The organism is Haloglomus irregulare (assembly GCF_007421925.1).
In the GTDB taxonomy this organism is placed as follows: domain Archaea; phylum Halobacteriota; class Halobacteria; order Halobacteriales; family Haloarculaceae; genus Haloglomus; species Haloglomus irregulare.
Genome location: NZ_QMDX01000001.1, coordinates 636,006 through 656,940 on the forward strand (window position 1 = coordinate 636,006; position 20,935 = coordinate 656,940).

The following is a 20,935-nucleotide window of genomic DNA, read 5'->3' on the forward strand; positions in this document are numbered from 1 at the left end:
TGGGAATACCAGCTACGTTTCGCTGTTGCTGGCAGAGGGTTCCGACCCGTGGAACGTCGAGAGAGTCATCTGCGAGGGTTCCTCGCTCGTCTCTCCGTGGGTCGTGGCGCTGTCACAGGCGCTCCCATCCCGTGAGATGTCATCGCCCGCCGGTTTCAGCGGCAGGCTCTCACCCCACGGGTCGTGGCGGTCGGCGATGTTGACCGCCGCGTTGATGTCTGCGTGGTACTCCGACACCCAACACTCGTCGTTCGTACACCGGAACTCATCGCCGTCCCGATACCCGATGTGGCCGCACTCGTGGCACGTCTGGCTCGTGTACTCCGGGCGGATGTATTCGACCGGGATGCCAGCCTCTCGTGCTTTGTCCTCGATGCGCTCCTGCAAGCGAGCGAACGCCCATGCGTGGAGGCGTCGGTTCATCCATTCGCCGTAGTCGAGGTCTTCGCGGATGTCCGAGAGGTCTTCCAACACAATGACCGGCTTCTCGAATCGACAGGCGTACTCGACGGCACGTCGAGACGCCTTCTCGATGATGTCCGTGAGTGCGTTCTGGTAGTGGTCGAATCGCTCGTCAATCCGCCACTGAGCGGCGTCACGCTCTTGCAGTCGCTTGAGTGTCGTGAACATCTCTTTGCGGAGGCGACGAGCGCGGCCACCGTTGATGAGTAGTGGGTCGGTCGGAGTGTCCTGCTCGCAGGCACAGCCCGCGAGCAGGTGGGCTTCGCCGATGTCGAAGCCGACTGGCGTCACATCCTCGTCTGTCGGTTCATAGTCCGGTTCTTCGACCGGGAACTCGACGGTGACGTGGAGTGTCCACGACGTGCGGTGGCGTTGCAGTCGGAGTTGTCCCGCCGAAGCGTCACTGTGTACGAGGTCGTGCCACAGACCGTCTTGTTCGGGGTTGATACGAAGCGGTATCCAGAAATTCGTTCCGCGACCGGGTTGGGGTGCCCACCATGTGAACTCGTAGTCGCGTTCCGGTGAGTGGTCGAACTCGGCGGCTTGGTTGGTGAGCCGAACCGGGTGGTCGTCGTCCAACTCCTGTGCGTCGTAGGTGCCGTGCAGTTGCGGGACGTAGTTGCACAGGGCCGCCTTCGCCTGATACGGCAGATCGTAGGGCGTCACCACGTCGCTGGTGGCGGTCATCGTCTTACACCCTGCCTCGAACGCCTCGTGGAGTCCTGCGCGGTAGGTGTCGAGCAGGTCGCACAGTTTGCGCTCTTTGTGGGCTGTCGGCGGGGCGAGCGTGGCCTCCAGCGTTTTCCTGGTTGTCGCGGTCATGCTACTGGTCGTCCACGTAGTCCATCAGCACGTCGATGCTCACTTGGCCGGTCGTGGTCAGGAAATATCCCGGTTGCCAGAACGCATCTTCGAGCGTTTGTTTCACCTCGGGGTACTCCTGCCGAATCCGGCGCGAGGTGACACCCTTGAGCGAGTTGATGAACTTCGTGAGGTCTGTGGTTGGTTTGGTCTGAAACAGGATGTGAACGTGGTCGGTACCGCCGTCCACGTTCTTGATGTCGGCCTCGAAGTCATCTGCAATGTCGTGGGCGATTTCAGCGACACGCTCCAGCCGCTCATCCGTGAGAATATCGGCACGGTACTTCGTGACGGTCACGAAGTGATACTGGAGGGCGTACACTGTGTGGGACCCGGTTTGCAGATGATACTCCATTTGGCCTTAGCAGATACGGGATATCCAAGTCAGATAAGCCTTGTGTCGTGAGGTATTCAGCAGGAAGAAGCCAAGTGGTTCGTTGCACAGAGCGTACGCGATTCACTCCCGCCCTGTTCGCTCCTCGGTTCCGACAGAGCGTCGGACCCCTCGTCACTCACGGGAAGGGCGGGATTCTCTCGCTGTATCAAGATAGGATTCACCAAGGAACGTTACCGGCGAGATATCTGCAACCACATATCGGGGCCGTCGTCGAGATGGGCGATAGCGCACGTCCTCGCAACTGGCCTCGTTCGTCAACCGATCATGAACATCTCGGAGAAGCGTGCGTTGTGTATACCGATCACGACCAGCAAGAAAGAGCATGAAGAGATCAGAACCGGTAGTTAGCTCGTGGCGCCCTCAGTTAGGTCTGTGTGCTGTTCGCGAGCAGACTCGACATCCGAGTAGAGCGCTAAAGCATGCTTGATGAGTCGGCGGTCTTCCTCGTTCTCCTGCCAGAATGCGATTATATCGCGGCGCTCACGAATCTCAGCGCCCGACAGATCACCGTCAGCAAGCGATTGTTCGAGTTCTTCCCACGTCTCGACACCGTACGTCTCCTGCCACCCCTCGATCTTGTCGGTGATCGCCGCCAGCTCACTCCGAAGCTCTTCGCGTGAGTTCTCCTCGATGAGCGTGCGGATCTCTTCGAACAGCATCCGCGTATAGTCCGGCTGATAGAGCGTCGTATTGTCCGTCTCAACACGTCGCAACCGCCCCTGGTCGACGAGGTCCTGGAGCTCATCGTCGGTCGTGCTCCAAGCGGTGTCCGCCTGGTTGCTAATCCAGTTGACTGATCGAGGCTCGCGAAGCGTCTCCGCGACCGAGCGAATGCGTTCGCGGGCGCTCATCGACTCTTCCCACGACTGGACCCCATCTCGCGGAGATTCGGACATACTCAACGCCCCTATCGACAGCTTTCGCTCCTGATTCTCATATATGTTTGTATCTTCTTGTATAATCACGAGATACTATCCTCGCGCATCCTGATGGACGAGGGCTACGTCCTGAAAGTTCGACCAAGTCGACTGCCTCGGGCACTAACATCGAGGTGGTTCATCGATCACCGACTTCCCACTCCGGTCGAGGTGTCGGCGACGGGAGTTCGTCAACCGCAGCCCGGAGTTCTTCCTCTGTCGTCCACGGGAAGCACCGAGTATGTAATTCGAATTTACGGAACTTGTTGAGATGGACCCAACTGTACGTTGCTGGCTCCGCTCCCTCATCCGCCCGATCCTCGATAAGGTTCAGCATCTCTTGATCGTCGATATCAATACCGTTGTCTCGTGCACGGTCGACGAGCGAGTCGATCTTCGAACGGACATCGTCCTTCGATAAATCATCCGTGAACGCAATCTCGAGGGCAGCCTGGACGACGTGGTGTTTCGATTCGTGGTTCTCGTCGGTCACCCATGCATAGTCGCGTGGGAACACGTACGATTTGTCGAAATACGGCGAGTCATCGATCTCGCCCAGTTCCGGCGCTTCACCACCACTCTCCTTCTCGAAGACACCGATGATGTAGTCGCTGTACGTCGCCAACAGGGAGAACATGATATCGAACGAGTTGAGCCGCTCAGTCGGCAACTCGAGGAGATCACCCATGACGAACGGATAGGCGCCGAGTTGCTTCGTGAGTTCGTTCTGCATGGCGCGGAGACGACGGATATAGGGGTCGCGGTAACTCCCGAGAATGAAATACGATGTCTGCTGACTCAAGAGATACGGCAGTTCTCGCTGAGTGAAGCGCCAGATCTCCCGCTTTTCGCCCGGTTCGAGTTCAATCCCGCCAATCGCCTCATGGACCACCGTCATGATGTCCGTAGCGTCAGGCGGAGGACTCGGATCACCCATTAGCTGCTGGTTCAAACAACATCACCTTATGTCTTCTGAACCAGTTTGGTCTTTTCCTAATTAACCAATTTGGATGACCCTAACTGTTATAGCGACGCTTCACGTATTGCCACGTATGAGCGAGACCGATACTGACACGGCCGATGAGGGGCCGTTCGCAGAACAGCAGCGGCTATTCAAGCTGTTGTCCCAGGATACGCGCCACCTCGTTATTCAGGAGCTGCTGGGCCACCCCGCCCATCTCATGTCGCTCGCCGAACTCGAGTATATGACTGGGAAGAGCCAGGCGGCCATCAAAGACCAGCTCGAGACGCTGATCGATGCGGGGATTCTCTCACAGTACACGTACGAACCGAGTGAGGGGAAACGTGACTTCCCCTCACAGTTCTACGGATTCACGGAGCAGGGCGTCGAGATCCTCCATGACTATAAGTATCTCCGTGGGATCCCAGTCGCTCGTGCCCTCTACGAGAACACGCGCAAGACCGAGAAAATCGAACGGCACGAATCGGCCCCGCGCCCGGAGCTTCCCGAGGCGGTTGCGGAAGCCCTCGAGTTCGACGAACCCGACCTCGATGCCGTCGATGTCGGCCTAACGTCGGATTCCTCCCACGGCTAAAGCTGTGGGCTTCCTCCTTGCAGCTCTGTGGGCCGCGTCGGGGAGGATGCCGAGGGAGAAGTCCACGAGGGCGTTTGCGTCGACCGTGTAGCGCTTCATCGGTCGAGGCTCGGGCGCTGGAGTTCGTCCATGTCGTCTTTCAGCGCCTCGCTAACTGCCCGAGCCTCGTCCTCGGTCGTGTTCTCGGCGGCGACACCGTAGTTCGGGAGGTCGCTCTTCTTCCGGAGCGTGATGCCGTCCTCGCCCTCGACCCACACGACTTCATCGCCGGGCTCGATGCCATACTTCTCGCGGAGGGCCTTCGGAATCGTCGTCTGGCCCTTGTCCGTAACGCGGGTGGTTTCGGGCCCTTCGGTCTCGCTCATGCTCGGTAAGAAGTCATGTAAGACGTTAGATGTTGGGGGCAGTCACCGCCCGTGGCTCGTTGCAGTCCTCGATACCGCCGGACTCCCTTGGACCCCGGACGCCTCCGCGCGGCAACGAACTACCGAATATCGTACTCAGCAATCTCGTCTCGGCCACAGTTCGAGCAGCGATGAGCCCCCGGCCGAGCTGTCTGCCCGCACTCGCGACGCTCGTAGTAGCGCTCCCCCTCGTGGAAGAGGTCCCGGAATCATTCGCTCGGCCTCATCGTTCCTCCAGCACACCCTCAATTACGCTCATACGCGACCGGAGTGTCACCGTCGTCACGTCGGCTTCCTCCGCCAGTTGGGCCTGCGTGATGGACATCGACCGTTCTTGCGCGGCCACGTAGACACACGCCGCAGCCACGCCCGTCGGCTTGGCTCCCGTGTACGCGTCGACGGGAAGCGACTGCACGATCTCGGTCGCCCGCGTTCGAACCTCGTCTGGCGCATCGACCGCGGACACCAGTCTCGGGATGAACGAAGCAGGTGGACGGGGTGGGAGTTCGAGGCCCACCTTCTGCCGTGCGGCCTGTAGTGTCGTTCGGAACAGACTTCGGTCGCAGTCAGCTATCTCCAGTACGTCCGTCTGTGTCCATGGGAGTCCGTTCACCCGGCAGGCCACATAGACGGCCACGGCTGCGATCGCGGGGAGCGAGCGTCCCTGTGCCAGCCCCGCCTCGTGGAGCGAGGAGAACAGCGAGCACGCTTGATTTCGGAGTCCCCGGCCCAACTCGAGCGCACTCGTGAGCCGTCGGACCTCGTAGAGGCCCTCCATCCGATACCAGTCCTGTTTCGACTCGAACTGACTCCGACGGTGGAGGTGTCGGAGTCGGGCGAGTTGCCGTCGCTGCGCTCCCGATGGCTGTCCCGGTCCGTTCTGTCGCCAGCCGATCTCCGTCGAGAGTCCGCCATCGTGTCTGGTCGGCGTCAAGGGTGCACCTGTTCGGGATGGATCCGGTCCCTCGTCTTCCTCGAACTGCGTTCGCTCGGGCCCTCTGTCGAATTTCTCGTCCGTGAGAACGAGTCCACAATCATCGCAGACTGTCTCATGTGTGTTCGTCGTCACGCGCCCCTCACACTCCGGGCAGGTGTTGGTCGTGTGCGCTACGTCCTCGTCGAAACTTCGCTCGTAGGGTTGTGTCGTTGCCATCTCGGCTCCGCGGGACTGCAGAAGGCCCCGCACCCTTCAGGGGCCACAAAATCTGGCGTTATGCGGAACGAACAGCCAACGCTCAGCTCCCGCGGCGTTTCATATAGTGATCTAACTCGGGAAGTACTCTCGTAAGGTTGGATATAGAACTCGAAAACTAATGTTACGCGATGGTAGCTGTCGTGTTGTCGCTCTGTATCGACTGGCCCGATTGGTCTCGTTGCGACCACTCACTAGTGACCGATTCGCATATGTATTGAGTAGTATTTTACGCTGAACCAGAGGAGGTGAAGATGCGTATCGAGATCTGCCACAGTAGTTGTAACAGCGCAATCAGCTAGACTTTTATTTTCATTTAGTGCCGAAAATACCAATAGTGGCGGGCGTATTCGTCGGGATACCACTAATGGAGCGAGATGACTTCGACGAGGCAGCGCCCGGTGAGATCGTTCCCACGACGACATCGAAGGGGACGTATTCGGCGTTTCAACCTGAGCCGCTTCCGCCCTCAATCACTACTGAACAGTTCATCACGCCGCTAGCGGAGGCGACACAGGCACTCGGTCGGCTCCATGGCATTGGTCCACGTGTCGGTTCGAGAGAGATCCTGATCGAGCCGTTCATCCGAAAAGAAGCGCTGGAATCCTCCCAAATCGAGGGGACACATGCTACTCTCTCGGATATCTACGCCTATGAGGCCGGACAAAAAGCTCTCATCGACGAAGACAGACGGCGGGGTACCCAAGAAGTCGTGAACTATCTGCATGCGTTGACGCACGGATTGGGCGCAATCACAGCTGACGATCCAATCACCGTAAAATTTCTATGCGAGATGCACGACCGGTTGCTTTCGGGTGTTCGTGGGGACGAGGCTGACCCAGGGGAACTCCGTACGACTCAGAACTTCATCGGTAGTACGCCATACATCCAAGACGCTAGGTACGTGCCGCCGCCACCGAACGAAATCCCCGACCTCCTCGAAGACTTGCTCGAGTATGCGAACCAAGAGACGGATCTGCATCCACTTCTCCGAATCGGGCTGATCCACTACCAGTTTGAGACGATTCACCCGTTTCTCGATGGGAACGGACGACTCGGGCGGCTATTGATCAGTCTCCTCCTGCAACGTGACGGTCTCTTGCCCGAGCCGTATCTCTACCTGAGTTCCTATTTCAACGCACGACGTTCAGCGTACGTCGATCATCTCTTGGCAGTCAGTCAGCACGGTGAATGGGAAGAGTGGCTCCTGTTTTTCCTGCGTGGCGTGCAGTCGCAAGCAGACGAGGCTCATCAGCGGGCAAACCTCTTGGTGGACCTCCGTGAGGACTATCAACGGCGCTACCAGAGCGAGCGGTCTGAGAACATCCTGGAACTGGTCATGCGACTCTTCGAAGACCCGTACCTCGACGTGAACACAGCAGCCGAGTGGTTAGATGTCGAATACAGTACGGCGAATCGGCTAATCGCGCAGCTCGAAGATGACGGAATAGTCGAAGAACTCACTGGCAAAGAGCGGAATCGGTTCTACCGGGCGAGCGAAGTCTTCAAAATAATCAACAAGCCAATCGACCAACTCTGAAGGACAGAGCAGACCGGAGGTTGAGGCGTATACATTGAGACTACCGGTCTCAACTTCACCACCTCGGGATTGTTTCAGCTCTCTGTTCGGTGTTCTGCTCGACCTGATGCGGACCCCGGCGCGCGATGAATCGGCGATTCGGTTGAGCGCCGAGAACGCGCGAGGGGCGGGACCGGAACGGAGTGGAGGGCCTGTCGGCTGGGGAGGGTAGGTAAGAGCGCATCACGAGGGCGACAGCCTACTGTCGCCTCCCAGCAAAGGGGGGCGACAGCGGCTACGAGATCTGCTCCTGCCACGTCTCGCGCTCGGGGAAGACGACCCGGCTCCGCGAGGTTAGCGCCACCGAGACGCGCCCCTGGTACCAGCTCTTCGCCGCGCCGTGGATACGAACACGTTCGCCCTCGTCCAGCCACGGCTGATCGCTGGCGTCCCAGACGGTCACCTTCACCCGACCCGTCTCGTCCTCGATGAGCCCGACTTGCTGGATCGCTGGATGACTAGGCCCCCAGAGCACCGCCACGCGCCCCGAGAAGTCGACCTCGCCGTGCGGCACGTCGCCCAGCCGGGAGATCGGCGTCACCGTCCCCGGCTGCGTCTTCAGCCGATCGGCCACCGCCACGGTCGCACTCAGCAGGTCGCCCGTGCGCAGGACCTGCTCTGCGAGTTCACGCGAGATAGCCGCCGTCGACCCCGCTTCGGGAATTCCGACCTGGATGCGCCGCGCTTCCTGATTGACCGCCGCCAGTTCCTCGCCGCTCAGCCGCTCCCTCGGGTCGGGTGCATCCGGGTCGCGTCGTGAATCGACACTCGCCGCCCGTCGCTCGAAACTCACGCGTCGCTCGCGACTCTCCTGCTCGACCACCTGCGCCGTCCGGTGCTCCCGGTCTGACTCCGGTGACCGGTCCACCCGCGTCCGCGTTCGCTCGATCTCCCACTCGCGGGCTTCGATGCGCTCCTCCGCCGCGAGTGTCAGCCCCGCTCTCCGGGTGTCGGGATGATTGGTGTCGACCTTCGTACGGGTTTCCATCGCCACCGTCGCGTGCAGTTCCGGCCGCTCGTCGACGATGTAGATCTCGTCCTCATCGACCGCCTCGGCTTCGAGGCCTTCCTCAGCCGCCCACGTCGCCCACTGTTCGTTGTCTGTCCGACCCGAAACGTCATTACCGAAGATGTCTCTCGTACTCATTGGAGCTACAACTCCTGAAGGCGCTCCCGCCCGCGTCTTCTTCCTGATTGTATCGCACAACCAGCTACGTCTCTCGCTCGCGCCCTCGCCCGGCTTGCCGGGCGCGAGCGAAAGATCGTTTCGAGAGCGTACACCCCCGAGCCGCGTAGTGGCGCCCCCGCGACGGGGGCGAGGCCAGCTTCAAGTCAGTTCTCGGTCCGGCCCGCAGCGAGTCGTGTCCAGGCGAGGGGGTCGCCGAGCACTCGCGCCGCGTAGTGGCGCGGGCGCGCAGGTGGCCCCGAGGCTGGAACGCGAAAGCTCGCTGGGTCGCAACCGAAACTGCACTTGATGCTGGCGCGTCGGGGAGACGCGAACGGCCCCGAGCGAGCGGGCGCCGCGCGCGGCGACCGATACCCGAGCTGGTACGCTCGTTGGAAGACGATACAGACGGGCCCGCCTTCTGCCAGTAGCGAGTGCCGACATCAGAGTACGACGGACCCGGACCCGGCAAGCGTCGGGGGACTCCGTCCCCCGGACCCGCGGCGAAGTCATCCGAGACGGCGAAGCCGTCTCGTGATCACGAAAATCTCTGATTTTCGGACGACCGCGGCCACCGGAGCGAACGAAGTGAGTGAGGCGCGCAGCCGTCGCCGAATGCGAGGCGAGCGAAGCGAGGCGGTCCCGGAGGTGAGCGCCTCCGGCGCGAACCAGGGAAGTCGCAGCCCGCGTGGTTCGAGAGAGCAAAGCTCTCTCGTCATCCCGGAAATCTTTGATTTCCGGCGACAGCGAAGCGAGCAGGACCGTCTGTCCGTGGGTCGAGCGCCCGGGGGCTTTCGGAGAGCCTGGTTTCTCAGGTGGTAGCGGAATCGATTCCGACGGGTCGTCCCTGCTCCCACTCGACAGCGAGGACTGCGTCTGGAAGCGCGTCGAGTCTGTGCTCGAGGACGTCCAGCGGATGCGAATCGATGAACCGGGTTCGCTCGTGAACGACGGCCGTCGCGCCATCGTTGACCTGCAGATGGACCGGTCCGAGGTCCTCGTGCGTATCGTCCTGATGCCAGCCGACCAACAGACTCCGCTCCGGCTCGACCCAGTTGAACCAGTAGTACTCGTACGGCTGGCCAGTCTGCAATTGAAACCCGATTTCAATCCGTGCGGTCGGTACGGGATACGCCTCATCATCCAGGAACTGCCGCGGATCCAGTTCCCCGATGACGCGATATGGCCCAGCTTCGCGCGGTTCGGCACGCCGTCGTCGGACGTTGTCGAACACTCCGCCGAGCCGATTGCGGATGCGGTCGTGGAGCCGTTTGCTCTGCAAGTTCGCCCGGTTCGCGAGAAAGACGATCATCAAGCGAGTGTCGAGGACGAATCCGTTCGCGGGGAGGAGAGCTCGACGACATCGCCATACAGGTGAAGGGCGTGCTTCACGAGCCCGAGTTCCGTATTGATCGCCTCCCACGTGGCGATCACGTTGCGGCGTTCCCGAACGTCTGCCGCCGAGAGATGTTCTTCAGCGAGTTGCTCGCGGAACTCCTCGAGTGAGCTGACATCGTACTCCGCAGTCAGCGCCTCCTGTTCCTCTTTCAGCTCGGCGAGCTGGCGCTCCAGTTCGTCGCGCGAATGTGCGTCGATCAGGTCAGTTACCTCGTCGAAGAGCATCCGCACGGGGTTCAGATCGTAGGCCTTTGCCCCGTCGACGGTCGTCTCGGTAACCCAGTCGTCGCTCTGCAGTCGCTGAAGCTCGTCGTCCGCCGTTGCACGAGAGACATCTGCTCGGTCTGCGATCTCCTGCACCGGCACCGGCTCGTCCAGCAGCTCTACGACATGCCGGACGCGCTCGCGCCCACTCATGCTCTCCGTCCACGATTCCTGACTCGATTCACTCATCAGCCCGATGTTTGTGCCGGATGGCGTAAATAATTTGGCTGAACTCAAATATCCAAGTCCCAACGAGCAACAGCGAGGAGTTGTTTCCAGAGGCCAGGCCTGCAGGCCCCAATCTATCTTCCACGGGAGTCGGTGGGGGCGTCGTTCGCTCCGGAGGACGGTCTACGCCTCCAAACCGCCAGAGAAGCCCTGTCGAGTCCACCATGCAATCGGAGCTCCGTGTAGAGGGTAGAATCCGTTTAGCGCAACGAATGCGTCAGCGCCCATCGTGGGGACACCGAGGGGAAGCCTGCTCAGCCATCAGGAAAATGCTACTCCCGCCGCAGCGCTGGCCCCGGAACACAACGGGATGGGACTGAAAGGGGCCGGGCGGTCGATCCCTCCCGGACCCGGCAAGCACCGCAGGCCGAACGAAGCGAGTGAGGCACGCAGCCGTCGCCGAAGGCGAGGCGAGCGGAGCGAGGCGGTCCCGGAGGTGAGCGCCTCCGGCGCGAACCAGGGCAGTCGCAGCCCGCGCAGGCCGGAGGCCGAGCAGGAACGTCTTCCCGTGGGTCGAGCGCCCGGGGGCTTTCGGAGGGCCTCGCATCCTCCTGTTCAGCCCAGCTACCCCCTCCATCGACAACAGTTATGCTGGCTGCGCACCCTGAGAGGAGCGATTACCCGTGGCCGCCGCCGACGATTCACGCTCCACTCCCGCTGCGCTGCCCTACTTCACGGTTCGACCTGCGGACTCCCCGCTCGACCCCGCAACCGTCGAGACGCACCTCCGGCGTCTCCACGGACTGACTGGCTCCGCGAAGGCAGGCCTCCTCACGAGGTCGCCACGGCCGACCATTGAGTGGCTACTGACCAGTTCCGGCGATGAACACGGTCTCACCTACGCCGTCGGCGTCGACGACGAGGACGCCCACTCCTCACTCGAACACGCCATCCGCGGGCTGTTCCCCGACAGCTACGCCATCGCCGAAGCAGACCGGGAGACGCTCCTCGACCCGCTCACTCTATCCGAAGACGCCGACACAGTCGCACTCGCCTTCGAAGGCGACCCGACCCACCGTAAGGACTGGCAGACCTGTCTCACACCCTTCGCTGAGTTCCACGAATCAGAGCGCGACAGAAATCACGTCCGCGCACCGCTCGCGGCCGTCGCGGAAACGCTCGCCGACAGCCCGGTCCCGGTCTGCTATCAGGTGCTCGTCCGCCCGAAGCCCGACTGGTCCGTCGAGGCCGACGAGCGCCGCCTCGACCTCGAACAGGGCTCGGACACGTTCGGTGGCAAACTGATGAACGCGCTCGTCGGTCCGCCTCCAGAGGACGAACTCGTCATGCTCGGCGCCGACGAGGAGCGGGTCGTCCATCTCCGAGAGCGAGACTCGCACCACTCGTTCGAGGTCAACGTCCGGGCAGTGGCCGGCCACAGTGCCGACCCGACAGACGCAGAGCGTGTTCTGGGCGACCTCGCGACCGCATTCGAGGCCGTGAGCGGCCCGTTCTACCGGATCGAAGGCACCGTCGCGACCGGCACAGACGCTCGACGACTCGCCGATGACCTCCACGAGCGGACGCTCCACGCGCCCGCCTACGGCCGCTCGCTCACCAGCTCCGGCCGCCGAACGAGTCCGGGCCTCGTCGTCGATGCTCGCGAACTCGGCTCGTTCTGTGCGCTCCCGGGTGACGCCCTCACGAGTGCGGGCGTCCGGGGCATGGGCGTGACCCCGAGCGAGCGAACCGGCCTCGCGCTCCCGCCCGCCGACCAGCTCGCGCACTACTCGGGAGCGGGGATGACCCTCGGCCTCCCGCTCACGGACGACGACCGAGCCACGGACGAGCCGCTCGTCCTCCCACCCGCATTGCAGCCCCTCCACGTCGGCTGGTTCGGCCGGACGGGCGCCGGTAAATCCACAGCCCTCGTCAACGCGATGCTCGCGAACCACCGCGCCACCGAGGGCGCAAGCATCCTCATCGGCCCGAAGGGCGACGGGATGGGGAAGGACTACCTCCGGGCGCACTCCGCCGAGTACGGCTCGCTCGATGATGTCCTCTATTTCGACTGTGCGGCGGTCCTCCCCGCGATCTCGTTCTTCGACATCCGCGGCGAACTCGACGCGGGCATTCCTCGCGAGACGGCCGTCGCGGATGCGGTCGACCACTACATCGAGATTCTCCGGGCGATCATGGGTCGCGACCGCTTCGACCAGGCCGTCCGCTCGCCCGACATCATCCGGTATCTGGTGAAGGCGCTGTTCGACCCGGTCCACGGCTCGGACGCGTTCACCCACCGACAACTCCACGAGGCGACCCGCAGGATGCACGAGCGCCAGTCCGCTCCCGCTGTCTCCGACGACGATCTTGAACGGATGCTCGGGGGCGTGGTCGCGAATCGCGCACAGACGTTCGACGAGATCATGCAGGGCGTGGCGAACCGAATCGAGAAGGTACCCGTCGACCGCCGCCTCGCGCGGCTGTTCAACCATGTCCACGGAGCAGAGAACGAGAACGGTGACGGTGACGATGCTGGCCCACGCTTCGACCTGCTCGACTTCCTCGACGAGAACGTCGTCATCGTCTTCGACACGGGGGGGCTCCGAACCGAGGCGCAGCGCGTCCTCGCGCTGCTCATCCTCTCGGAGTTGTGGACGGCGCTCAAGCGCCGACGCAAGCGCGCGGTCACCGAGGACCTCCCGCTCGTCAACTGCTACATCGAGGAGGCCGCGAGCATCGCCGTCTCCGACCTCCTGCAGGAACTCCTCTCACAGTCACGCAGCTTCGACTGCTCGGTCACGCTCGCCATGCAGTTCCCCGCGCAACTCCGCGGCTACGACCAGGACGTCTACGACGAGATCCTCAACAACGTCTCGACCGTCCTGACGGGGAACGTCCCCTCGGACACCCGCTTCGCCCAGCGTCTCGCGACCGACGATATGAATCCACAACAGGTCGGTAACCGACTCCGGGCGCTCCGACGCGGGCAGTGGCTGGTCAGCCTCCCGAGTGCGTTCGACCGTCCCGAGCCACGGCCGTTCCTCGTCCAGTCGGCACCGCTCCCGCCCGGCCATCCGGACGGCGAGCACGCACTCGCGTTCGACAAACAGTCTACGCTCGCTACTGCACGGATCGAGATGCAGGCGAGAACGCGGGCCGAGTTCGGCCTCGGCCTCTCGTCGCCGAGTGTCGTCGGCGAGGGGCCGAGTCACGGCGACGCCCCGGCCGAGTCGGCGGCGTCCGATGATGCACCACCCGCCGTCCGGGTCGACAGCGCCCTCCCACACACGAAGCGACTCCCCCCGACCGTCGAGTACGACGACTCGATTCACGCGCTCCGGTGTACGCGATGCGATACGCGCTACGACCCCTCCAGCGACGGGATGCAGCGCGCCATCGAGTGCTGTTCGTCGATCGACGCGGTCGACGGCGACGATATCCCCATCTGTGAACTCAACCTCAAGCTCACCGAGGCAGAACGGCTCGGCTCGGAGTGGTCCGACACACAGCTCATGTTCCTCCAGGCGGTCTACAACGCCCAGCAACTGCGCTTCGACGCGCTAGAGTACGACTTGCTCTGGGATTCGATGCTCCGCCTGCAGGAGTACGTCGGCATCGAGAGCGACGCCGTCCAGGACCTCATCGACGCAGACCTGTTGCGCCACGATACGGATCGGCCGCACCGACTGTACACAGTCTCGCCAGAGGGACGAAACGTGATCGGCGAGAGCTACCGACAGGGCGTGGATTACGGCCACGGCCAGGGCGACCTCGAGGAGTCGAGCGAGCACGTTCTCGGTGTCGAGGTCGGCCGTCGGTATCTCGAGGGCGAATATCAGGATGACCCGGAATCCGAGGTCGCCGAGGTGATTCCGTACTACGACCTCGGGGACAATCAGCGTCTTGACCTCGCCGGTGTCGATGACGAGGGCGATGTGGTGGTCGCGATCGAGGTCGAGCGGGTGAACCACGATGTCAAGCGGGCCGTCCCGGAGGACTTCGATAAGATGGCCGCGTGCGACCCTGATGAGGCCATCTGGATCGTCATGTCGCACACCGAGGGCCACGATGTGCTGGCCGCGCTCAATGACCCGCTCGAAGGCGATGCTCGGGTCGAGAAGACGTACGCGAAGACCTCGCCGGTCAGTTCGTTCAGAATCAGCGTGCCCGGACTGACGGCGATGTACACCGTCGAGCAGGTCCGAGAAGCGCTCGGTGGGGACGGACCCACAGTATGAGGTCTTCCAGTCTCTCTGCTCAGCCTAAGATTACATCAAGCATAGTTACCAGTCCTCGTTACATCCCAAGGCTGCTAGTCGTCGCTCAGACGACGGAAGGTTAGCCGCGATTTCCGCTACGCTGTGGTGTGAGTGGGAAAGATTGACTAGTGATTTGGTGGGGCCACTTCGCTCGGAGAGCAGTCGGAGAACTACTGCTTGCAGACCGCCTCTCTCGGAGCCGCTGCGGGGGTCGTTGCGCTGAGTGAGGACTCTTCGCTACTCTCAGATGAGTATCACATCTCGCGTGATAATAGTGTAAGCTTGGTGCTGTCTTGCGGTTCTATCCATGCTTATAACGATACAGAACACCGGCAGGTGTGCTCCTCGACGATCCGGAGGGCCGCTCAAGCCCCTGATTCTTCAGGCCTCAACGCGCGCTGCGAGACTCCGCCACTATTCCTCTCTTCTCCATCTTTGCCACCTGTTTCGACTACACAACCCCACTCTAGCGGAAAACGGGACGAACGTTAGCACATTCCAGCAGCAGCTAGACTGTCTATCAATCGACCTGAAACTCCTATCCAGACTTGCAGTGCATACGATCGGCACCAACACTTGCGGGCCGACAGAAGTTGTCAGCCGTGTACCCGAAATCGGTACTCCTCGGTGAAGAGTGCCGATATCTCGAGGAATGGTACATCTGCGGTGAGGCTGCGATAGCAACCAAAAAAAGCACTTGTTCTCGCGATACTCATGTGAGTTCATGCCATGGCGAGCGCTGGTAGAATTCCCACGCACTCGATGACGCGGTCCGCGCGACCGCCCAACCTGGGCCGTAGCGGGCTGCCCCCTCGAGTGCGTAAAAAGAAACAATGGACGATGCTGAACTCATCCGCCGAGAACTGCGTGCAGCGCGCGAGGAACCCATTCGCAAACGCTCACAGAACTCGGATAGCCCGCCCCGGATGGAAAGCTGTCTTCCGCTTATGCCCGGGCGTGACGACGAGTTCCTTCGCCTGGCACTGATGAGCATAGCGGAACTCGAACGCCAGGTCGAACGCCTCGAACGGGATCTCTCAGATCTAGAAGAAGGAATCGATCAGCCGGACGAGGAGTAGAGAGCGGCGAAGTAACACAGATACTGGCTATGATATGAAAATACCGAGCGGGACGGTCTACCAGCAAGAGGAATCGGGAGAAGTGCTCGTACTCGATGTCCACCACGTCTTCGAGACGTACGACCTCGAAGCGCAGACCGGCCAAATCGGAACACGGGTGCTGCGGCACACCAATGAGTGGGACGGTACGGCCCTATGCCATCAAGTGTACGCACGACGCCCGTCGATGGATTTCGGTACAGGGTTATTATCCGATCCGGACGGTCGAATTCATCAACCTGGCAGAGGAGAGTGGGGCCCAGATGTTGACGAACGGTGATAATGCGTCGGCCCGTAGAATAAGCAGGATAGCGACCTGCCCCATGCTATCGTCTGCCGATGCTGCGTTCAGTTTAATCAGGTCGGGCCGAAGCGTAGCGTGCCGGCCAGCGACTCGTCCATCACACCATCATGAAGATCTATCCCAAGATTCCGCGCTATGACCATCCCGTCGTTCCGGAGTCGTTCTTCGAGGCCGACGACCTGGTGATCGTCGAGAAGTACGACGGGAGCGGGTTCCGGTTCACACTGTACGACGACCGGTATGCCGACATGTACCCCGACCCCGTTCTGAACGCCGCGGACGGGGACGGGTGTCTGGTCTTCGGTACCCGTCGGTCGATTCGGGGTAACCGCCGCGACGACCTCGACGATATCGACGGTGCCCTCCACCGGGCCGTCCGCTGTCTGCGCGAGGGTATCGAGCCGACGGCCCTTCGTGACCTCCACGACGCGTACGACAGCCCGCTCATCGTGTACGCGGAGAACCTCGTCTACTCGACGCTCGATTACGGCTACACCGACCGTGACCTCCCTGCGCTGGTCGGGTTCGATGTCCTCCCGTACATGGAGATCGAGACGATGACGCCGCCGGGGAACCCGTACGACGAGACGTTCGAGGGGTTCCTCCCGACGAACGAGGCATGGGACGTGCTGAATCGCATCCGGAACGATTCGGCACCGACAGCCCACGCGTTCACCCCGGCAACAGTTCTCGAGCAATCGTCCGAGTTCGACCCGGAATCGTTCCAGGTCCCACCGTCATCGCTGGGGGATGATGTCCGCGCCGAGGGCGTCGTCGTCCGGAGCGACACCCACGACCGGCGCGTCAAAATCGTCCGCGAGGCATTCAAGGAGCTGAACCGCAAGCAGTTCGGGCGCAACCCCGACGACGCCGACTCCGGTGCGGCGTACCTCGTCGCGACGTACTGTACGTCAGCCCGCATCCGGAAGGAGGTCCGCTCGATGGTCGTCGAGGAGGGGCGCGACTTCGGTGTCCACCTGACTGACGACCTGTATCCGCGCGTCGTGGAAGACATTTGGGCTGAAAACTGGCAGGAGATCATGCGACTCGAGCGGGAACTCGTCCCCGCCGATGTCTTCCCGCTCGTCGCGAAGCGCTGTGTCAGGGAGCTCCGACAGATGGAGACGAACGCCGACCTCAACGACGCCGACCCGACGACTATCTGGCACCATCTCGAGTAAGCCGGCTCCAGCACCGACCGCCCGCACGGAACTGGAGAATGCTGGGTCGCCGCCTGTCCTCCGCCCAGTACTCACGGGGCCTGTCCCGAACTCATCGAACCTCGCCGGTGACCGCTAGTCTCCTTACGTTTCCGCCCGCGCCTGGACCTCCGGGAAGTATCGACCGTGGAAGTCGAACGGGGCAGCGTGCGGCAGCTCGACCCGCGCGCGCTCGTCGAAGGATTCGCCGTCGATGACGACCAGTCGTGAGCGCTCGGCGTCGATGTCCAGCGCGACGGTGAGGACGACGCCGGCGTCCTCGGGGCCGCCGCCCCGCGGGACGAAGATCGGCTCGCCGAAGTAATCCCCGCCCGAACTGAACTCGGCTACCGCACCCGTTTCGGTATCGTACTTCAGGACGCCGGTCGCCCACTCGGTCGTCGGCTGGTCCATGCTCATAGCGTAGACGTACTGGTGGGGCCGACACCACCGCGCCGGCGAGACCGTCGGCAGCGCGGTCCCCTCGTCGTAGCGCATCTCCCGACGAACGGTCGCCTCGCCCGGCCCGTACCGGTCGCTGCCCGTCACGCCGCCCAGGTCGACTATGAACCGTTCGAGCCGGCCGGCGACGGCATCGAGGTTGCCCTGGCGGAGGGTCTCCAGCGAGAGGTCATCGATCGCCGTCGCGTCCGGAATCGTCTCGAGGTCGAAGACGACCTCCGTGCCGCCGTCGCGTTCGAAGGCGTTGACGTGATGAAAGCCGAACAGCGCCTCGGTTCGTGGCTCGGCCACCAGTTCGCCGCTGGTCCTGTCGACGACCGCCACGCGGGTCCCGCGGTCGGGTTGCCATTCGAACTGCTCGATGAACGGTCCCTGTCGCCCCGGCTTGAAGAAGGACAGCGGGTTCACCCGCAGCGGGAACTCCGTCAGGACGACGTAATGTGGCGTCAGCGCGAAGCTGTGCATGTACGCCGGGGCGTCGGTCTCGACGCTGCCGACGTGTCGGCGATCACCGTCCCCGAGGAGCGCGTGGATGTGGTAGGTGCTGGTGCGGCCGAACTCCGTCTCGACGGTGAACAGCGTTCCCGTCGCGGGGTCACGCTTCAGGTGCGCACAGACCAGTTGGCCCGACGGCTCCGGCCCGTCGTACTGCACGTCGTCCGCGACCGTGAGCGTGTTCGGGTCGACGACGGTCGCCCGTGGCGACTCGGTCAGCGCGCGGTACTGGTCTGCCACCCGCTCGACGATGATGTTGGTGTTGTCGTAGGGCTCGGTGAACAGCCCTGCGAGGCGCTCGCGCAGCGTCGATTCGCCGGTGGCGAACCCGCCGTCGAAGGTGCCCGCCTGTGCATCCGCATAGGCGTCCGTGTCGAGGAACCGGTTCCGATAGTGGACGGCGTCGTCGGCACCGTCGACCGCAGTTCCGGCCCGGTTGCCCGGGTCGAACGTGAACCGATAGCACATCGCCAGCCCGTCGAACCAGTGATCGACCGCCTGGCCATCGGCTATCGAGAAGCTGCCCGGCCCGTTCCGGATGAGACTGCCCGTGAGCCACGCCGGGAGCGATCCATCGACCGCCAGCGATGTCGCCCGCTCGTCCGAGAGCGAGTGAAAGCCCAGAGACGTTGCCATGGGGCCGTTACGAGCGGCACCGGATAATCAGTACCGCTCCCTGGGTGCAGCTCTCAACTCGAGCGAAGACCGGCTCATAGTGGGCCCGTGCAGTCGCGGTCGTGGTCGATCGTGGACGGCGCCCTACCATCGAACGAGGTGTCTACTCCATCCACGCGGCGAGACGGGCCAGCACCGGCGCCGAGGCGACCATCGCAACACCGATCGGACGGACCCGGCGGGTCGCGTTCCGCTGCGGCTGGAACCGGACGGCTAAGACGCGGTCGTAGCCACAACTGGCGAGTTCGAGCAGCCGATTCGGAATGGCAATATGAACGAGGCCAGCAAGCGCACCCATCACGGACCCCACGCGCAGCAGTGTCGGCAGTGACAGCATCAGTGTGGATCGGGCCGAACCGTTGATCTGTCCATCTTTCCGCGAGGTGCGACTCCCGCCGTTCACCGCGGACATCACCGCCTCGGCGCCCCTCGTCTCGATACCGAGCTCATCGAGCCAGTCGAGATATTCGTCGGCGGTGGGCCGATCGTACCTCCGAGCGATAATATACCGAATCTCGGCGAGGTTCACACAACTGACGTGGCCGGTTGTATCGTCACCGGCGACCGCATCGAGGTACTCCTCGACCGTCTCACTTCCAGGTTCGTCGGCGGCATGTGCGACCAGCGGCTCGGCATCGAAGACGACGCGATCGGGGACTGGCATCACTCCGGTCCTGAGAGGCGGGCGTCACGCTCGTCTCGATCATCCTCGCGCTTCTCGCGGAGCATTCGGGTTGCGGGCGTGTCGGTGGTCGCCGCATTGCGTGCGGCGAAGCCACGCATCTCGCTCGGCGAGCGGACGTGTTCGACGATCACCTCTCCGTCTTCGGTCTCCCGGAACACGACTTTCCCGGGGGCGTCGATTCCGAGCTTCTCGCGGAACCGTTTCGGGATCGTGGCCTGCCCATGCTTCGTCACCGAAACGACTTCTTTTTCATACTTATCTGATTGATCCGACTCACTCATTATTCATAGTACAGAATGATTCATAGGTAAGACTTCCGTACTATTCAACATTAGCTGGGGTGAATTCCCCGCCCCACCACGGAGGGTGAATGGTTGGCCATCCCGTACGTCCAGCGGTTTCTATGTCGACCACGTTCGCCTGTGTCACGGGTTCCCCTTGGTCGGCTGGTCTGTCACATACACCGTCGCATCGGCCACGGTCACCGACGCATCTCAACAATTAACCGTAGAGAATAGCCACATAGCTCGCCCAACCAGAAGAACTGTAAATTATACAATCAAATGGTATAGCCATGGGATTCGAGAAATTCGATGAAGCCGGCTCCGGTCGGGGCCGCCCGGCAGGCACCGAGCCGATGCTCTCCATCCGCAAGTCCGGCAGCATCGGCGTCAACCAGGCCGCCATCGACGAGTTCTTCGAGGACCAGGATGGCGCCGTGATGTACTACGACGAGGACGCGGACCAGGTCGGCATCGAGCCCGTCGCCGACAAGGACGCCGACGACGCCGCCTACACGGTCAGTAAGACCGACTCCGGCGGCACCATCGCCCCGAAGGCGTTCCTCGAACGCTACGACCTCGTGCCCGAGGTCACCACACAGTACGACCCGGCATGGAACGACGACGAGAGCCTCGTCGTCCTCGACCTCGACGAGCCCAAGAAGACGTACGGCGCACCCGATGTGGACGGGGAGGGCGACGAGAACTGAACGCGGGGGCGGCATACTGCTTCAGCGCCGCATCGTAGTACCATCCCCGCGCTGATGCTCATGCCTGTTCCGTCCGTAGCATCGCCTTGGGATACCCCACTCGGTAATCAGCGCCGGTTTGACCATCATCTACCCTGGCGGCGGGCCTCTTGGGCTTGAGGTGCGTTCTTCGGGTTGACATTGGATTGTAACGGAACCACCGGTCACCTCGAACGACACGCTCAGAGCCCCGTCTGGGCGATAGTCAGAGTCCTCAACGATGGATGACCACCGGTGTCGGCCCACTCGATCGCCACAGGATCCATGATCGACTACTGTCGGTCGGCACGGCCGACACGAACGAACAAGTCAGAGGTGATATCCTCCCCAGTATAGATGACG

At 62.4% G+C, this 20,935-nt stretch carries 18 protein-coding genes; 6 read left to right on the forward strand and 12 right to left on the reverse strand.

The features are described 5' to 3' along the window. Nucleotides 1–12: 12 nt before the first annotated feature. From DP107_RS03280 to DP107_RS03300, 4 genes are all read right to left on the reverse strand, one after another. Nucleotides 13–1,284 carry an RNA-guided endonuclease TnpB family protein gene (locus tag DP107_RS03280; protein ID WP_144260687.1) on the reverse strand — a complete coding sequence of 424 codons (1,272 nt, stop codon included), beginning with the start codon at nucleotides 1,282–1,284 and terminating at the stop codon, nucleotides 13–15. A gap of 1 nt (nucleotide 1,285) precedes the next feature. After that, nucleotides 1,286–1,678 carry an IS200/IS605 family transposase gene (tnpA, locus tag DP107_RS03285; RefSeq protein ID WP_144260688.1) on the reverse strand — a complete coding sequence of 131 codons (393 nt, stop codon included), beginning with the start codon at nucleotides 1,676–1,678 and terminating at the stop codon, nucleotides 1,286–1,288. 386 nt (nucleotides 1,679–2,064) lie between these two features. Continuing rightward, on the reverse strand, nucleotides 2,065–2,616 hold the full coding sequence (locus tag DP107_RS03295; RefSeq protein ID WP_144260810.1) for a DUF7342 family protein: 552 nt from the start codon (nucleotides 2,614–2,616) through the stop codon (nucleotides 2,065–2,067). 160 nt (nucleotides 2,617–2,776) lie between these two features. Beyond that, nucleotides 2,777–3,574, reverse strand: a complete 798-nt coding sequence (locus tag DP107_RS03300) for a hypothetical protein (protein WP_144260691.1) — start codon at nucleotides 3,572–3,574, stop codon at nucleotides 2,777–2,779. Nucleotides 3,575–3,689: 115 nt separating this feature from the next. Between DP107_RS03300 and DP107_RS03305 the strand changes: the two genes are divergently transcribed. Then, complete coding sequence (locus DP107_RS03305) at nucleotides 3,690–4,193, forward strand: ArsR family transcriptional regulator (RefSeq protein ID WP_144260693.1); 504 nt, start codon at nucleotides 3,690–3,692, stop codon at nucleotides 4,191–4,193. A gap of 95 nt (nucleotides 4,194–4,288) precedes the next feature. Here DP107_RS03305 and DP107_RS03310 read toward each other — a convergent pair whose 3' ends face one another. Continuing rightward, nucleotides 4,289–4,558 carry an AbrB/MazE/SpoVT family DNA-binding domain-containing protein gene (locus DP107_RS03310; protein ID WP_144260694.1) on the reverse strand — a complete coding sequence of 90 codons (270 nt, stop codon included), beginning with the start codon at nucleotides 4,556–4,558 and terminating at the stop codon, nucleotides 4,289–4,291. Nucleotides 4,559–4,820: 262 nt separating this feature from the next. Further along, nucleotides 4,821–5,750 (reverse strand): transcription initiation factor IIB, encoded by a 930-nt coding sequence (locus DP107_RS03315; protein WP_144260696.1) that lies wholly within the window; start codon nucleotides 5,748–5,750, stop codon nucleotides 4,821–4,823. A 376-nt stretch (nucleotides 5,751–6,126) separates the two neighbouring features. Between DP107_RS03315 and DP107_RS03320 the strand changes: the two genes are divergently transcribed. After that, nucleotides 6,127–7,329, forward strand: a complete 1,203-nt coding sequence (locus DP107_RS03320; protein WP_238330758.1) for a Fic family protein — start codon at nucleotides 6,127–6,129, stop codon at nucleotides 7,327–7,329. Nucleotides 7,330–7,603: 274 nt separating this feature from the next. On the opposite strand, the gene DP107_RS03325 is transcribed toward DP107_RS03320, so the two are convergent. From DP107_RS03325 to DP107_RS19780, 3 genes are all read right to left on the reverse strand, one after another. After that, the gene (locus DP107_RS03325; protein ID WP_144260698.1) at nucleotides 7,604–8,515 is read right to left on the reverse strand and encodes a DNA-binding protein; all 912 of its coding nucleotides are present in this window, start codon (nucleotides 8,513–8,515) and stop codon (nucleotides 7,604–7,606) included. An 829-nt stretch (nucleotides 8,516–9,344) separates the two neighbouring features. After that, entirely contained in the window at nucleotides 9,345–9,845 is a 501-nt protein-coding gene (locus DP107_RS03330) for a hypothetical protein (RefSeq protein ID WP_144260699.1), read from the reverse strand. Further along, nucleotides 9,845–10,348 carry a DUF7342 family protein gene (locus DP107_RS19780; protein WP_202877331.1) on the reverse strand — a complete coding sequence of 168 codons (504 nt, stop codon included), beginning with the start codon at nucleotides 10,346–10,348 and terminating at the stop codon, nucleotides 9,845–9,847. Before DP107_RS19780 ends, DP107_RS03330 begins: the two co-directional genes overlap by 1 nt. A 698-nt stretch (nucleotides 10,349–11,046) precedes the next feature. Here DP107_RS19780 and DP107_RS03340 point away from each other — a divergent pair. The 3 genes from DP107_RS03340 to DP107_RS03350 all read left to right on the forward strand — a co-directional run bounded on the left by DP107_RS03340 (nucleotide 11,047) and on the right by DP107_RS03350 (nucleotide 17,228). Next, complete coding sequence (locus DP107_RS03340; protein ID WP_144260700.1) at nucleotides 11,047–14,604, forward strand: type IV secretory system conjugative DNA transfer family protein; 3,558 nt, start codon at nucleotides 11,047–11,049, stop codon at nucleotides 14,602–14,604. A gap of 854 nt (nucleotides 14,605–15,458) precedes the next feature. Further along, nucleotides 15,459–15,704 carry a hypothetical protein gene (locus DP107_RS03345; RefSeq protein WP_144260702.1) on the forward strand — a complete coding sequence of 82 codons (246 nt, stop codon included), beginning with the start codon at nucleotides 15,459–15,461 and terminating at the stop codon, nucleotides 15,702–15,704. Between the two features lie 450 nt (nucleotides 15,705–16,154). Then, nucleotides 16,155–17,228, forward strand: coding sequence for an RNA ligase family protein (locus DP107_RS03350; protein WP_144260704.1), 1,074 nt, complete (start codon nucleotides 16,155–16,157; stop codon nucleotides 17,226–17,228). Nucleotides 17,229–17,351: 123 nt separating this feature from the next. Here the strand turns inward: DP107_RS03350 and DP107_RS03355 are convergent, their stop codons facing one another. The 3 genes from DP107_RS03355 to DP107_RS03370 form a co-directional block, all read right to left on the reverse strand. Beyond that, complete coding sequence (locus tag DP107_RS03355) at nucleotides 17,352–18,839, reverse strand: carotenoid oxygenase family protein (protein ID WP_144260706.1); 1,488 nt, start codon at nucleotides 18,837–18,839, stop codon at nucleotides 17,352–17,354. 142 nt (nucleotides 18,840–18,981) lie between these two features. Next, on the reverse strand, nucleotides 18,982–19,542 hold the full coding sequence (locus tag DP107_RS20660; RefSeq protein ID WP_238330760.1) for a PIN domain-containing protein: 561 nt from the start codon (nucleotides 19,540–19,542) through the stop codon (nucleotides 18,982–18,984). Next, nucleotides 19,542–19,844, reverse strand: coding sequence for an AbrB/MazE/SpoVT family DNA-binding domain-containing protein (locus DP107_RS03370; protein WP_144260707.1), 303 nt, complete (start codon nucleotides 19,842–19,844; stop codon nucleotides 19,542–19,544). The genes DP107_RS20660 and DP107_RS03370 overlap by 1 nt, the downstream gene beginning before the upstream one ends. 293 nt (nucleotides 19,845–20,137) lie before the next feature. On the opposite strand from DP107_RS03370, the gene DP107_RS03375 reads away from it, so the two are divergent. Continuing rightward, complete coding sequence (locus tag DP107_RS03375; RefSeq protein ID WP_144260708.1) at nucleotides 20,138–20,554, forward strand: hypothetical protein; 417 nt, start codon at nucleotides 20,138–20,140, stop codon at nucleotides 20,552–20,554. The last annotated feature ends 381 nt before the right edge of the window (nucleotides 20,555–20,935 follow it).

Coding starts and splice junctions, on each gene's coding strand:
- tnpA (WP_144260688.1), bottom strand. CDS start 1,678: ATGGAGTATCATCTGCAAACCGGGTCCCACACAGTGTACGCCCTCCAG.
- DP107_RS03305 (WP_144260693.1), top strand. CDS start 3,690: ATGAGCGAGACCGATACTGACACGGCCGATGAGGGGCCGTTCGCAGAA.
- DP107_RS20660 (WP_238330760.1), bottom strand. CDS start 19,542: ATGCCAGTCCCCGATCGCGTCGTCTTCGATGCCGAGCCGCTGGTCGCA.
- DP107_RS03295 (WP_144260810.1), bottom strand. CDS start 2,616: ATGTCCGAATCTCCGCGAGATGGGGTCCAGTCGTGGGAAGAGTCGATG.
- DP107_RS03300 (WP_144260691.1), bottom strand. CDS start 3,574: ATGGGTGATCCGAGTCCTCCGCCTGACGCTACGGACATCATGACGGTG.
- DP107_RS03370 (WP_144260707.1), bottom strand. CDS start 19,844: ATGAGTGAGTCGGATCAATCAGATAAGTATGAAAAAGAAGTCGTTTCG.
- DP107_RS03350 (WP_144260704.1), top strand. CDS start 16,155: ATGAAGATCTATCCCAAGATTCCGCGCTATGACCATCCCGTCGTTCCG.
- DP107_RS03325 (WP_144260698.1), bottom strand. CDS start 8,515: ATGAGTACGAGAGACATCTTCGGTAATGACGTTTCGGGTCGGACAGAC.
- DP107_RS19780 (WP_202877331.1), bottom strand. CDS start 10,348: ATGAGTGGGCGCGAGCGCGTCCGGCATGTCGTAGAGCTGCTGGACGAG.
- DP107_RS03310 (WP_144260694.1), bottom strand. CDS start 4,558: ATGAGCGAGACCGAAGGGCCCGAAACCACCCGCGTTACGGACAAGGGC.
- DP107_RS03315 (WP_144260696.1), bottom strand. CDS start 5,750: ATGGCAACGACACAACCCTACGAGCGAAGTTTCGACGAGGACGTAGCG.
- DP107_RS03330 (WP_144260699.1), bottom strand. CDS start 9,845: ATGATCGTCTTTCTCGCGAACCGGGCGAACTTGCAGAGCAAACGGCTC.
- DP107_RS03375 (WP_144260708.1), top strand. CDS start 20,138: ATGGGATTCGAGAAATTCGATGAAGCCGGCTCCGGTCGGGGCCGCCCG.
- DP107_RS03355 (WP_144260706.1), bottom strand. CDS start 18,839: ATGGCAACGTCTCTGGGCTTTCACTCGCTCTCGGACGAGCGGGCGACA.
- DP107_RS03345 (WP_144260702.1), top strand. CDS start 15,459: ATGGACGATGCTGAACTCATCCGCCGAGAACTGCGTGCAGCGCGCGAG.
- DP107_RS03280 (WP_144260687.1), bottom strand. CDS start 1,284: ATGACCGCGACAACCAGGAAAACGCTGGAGGCCACGCTCGCCCCGCCG.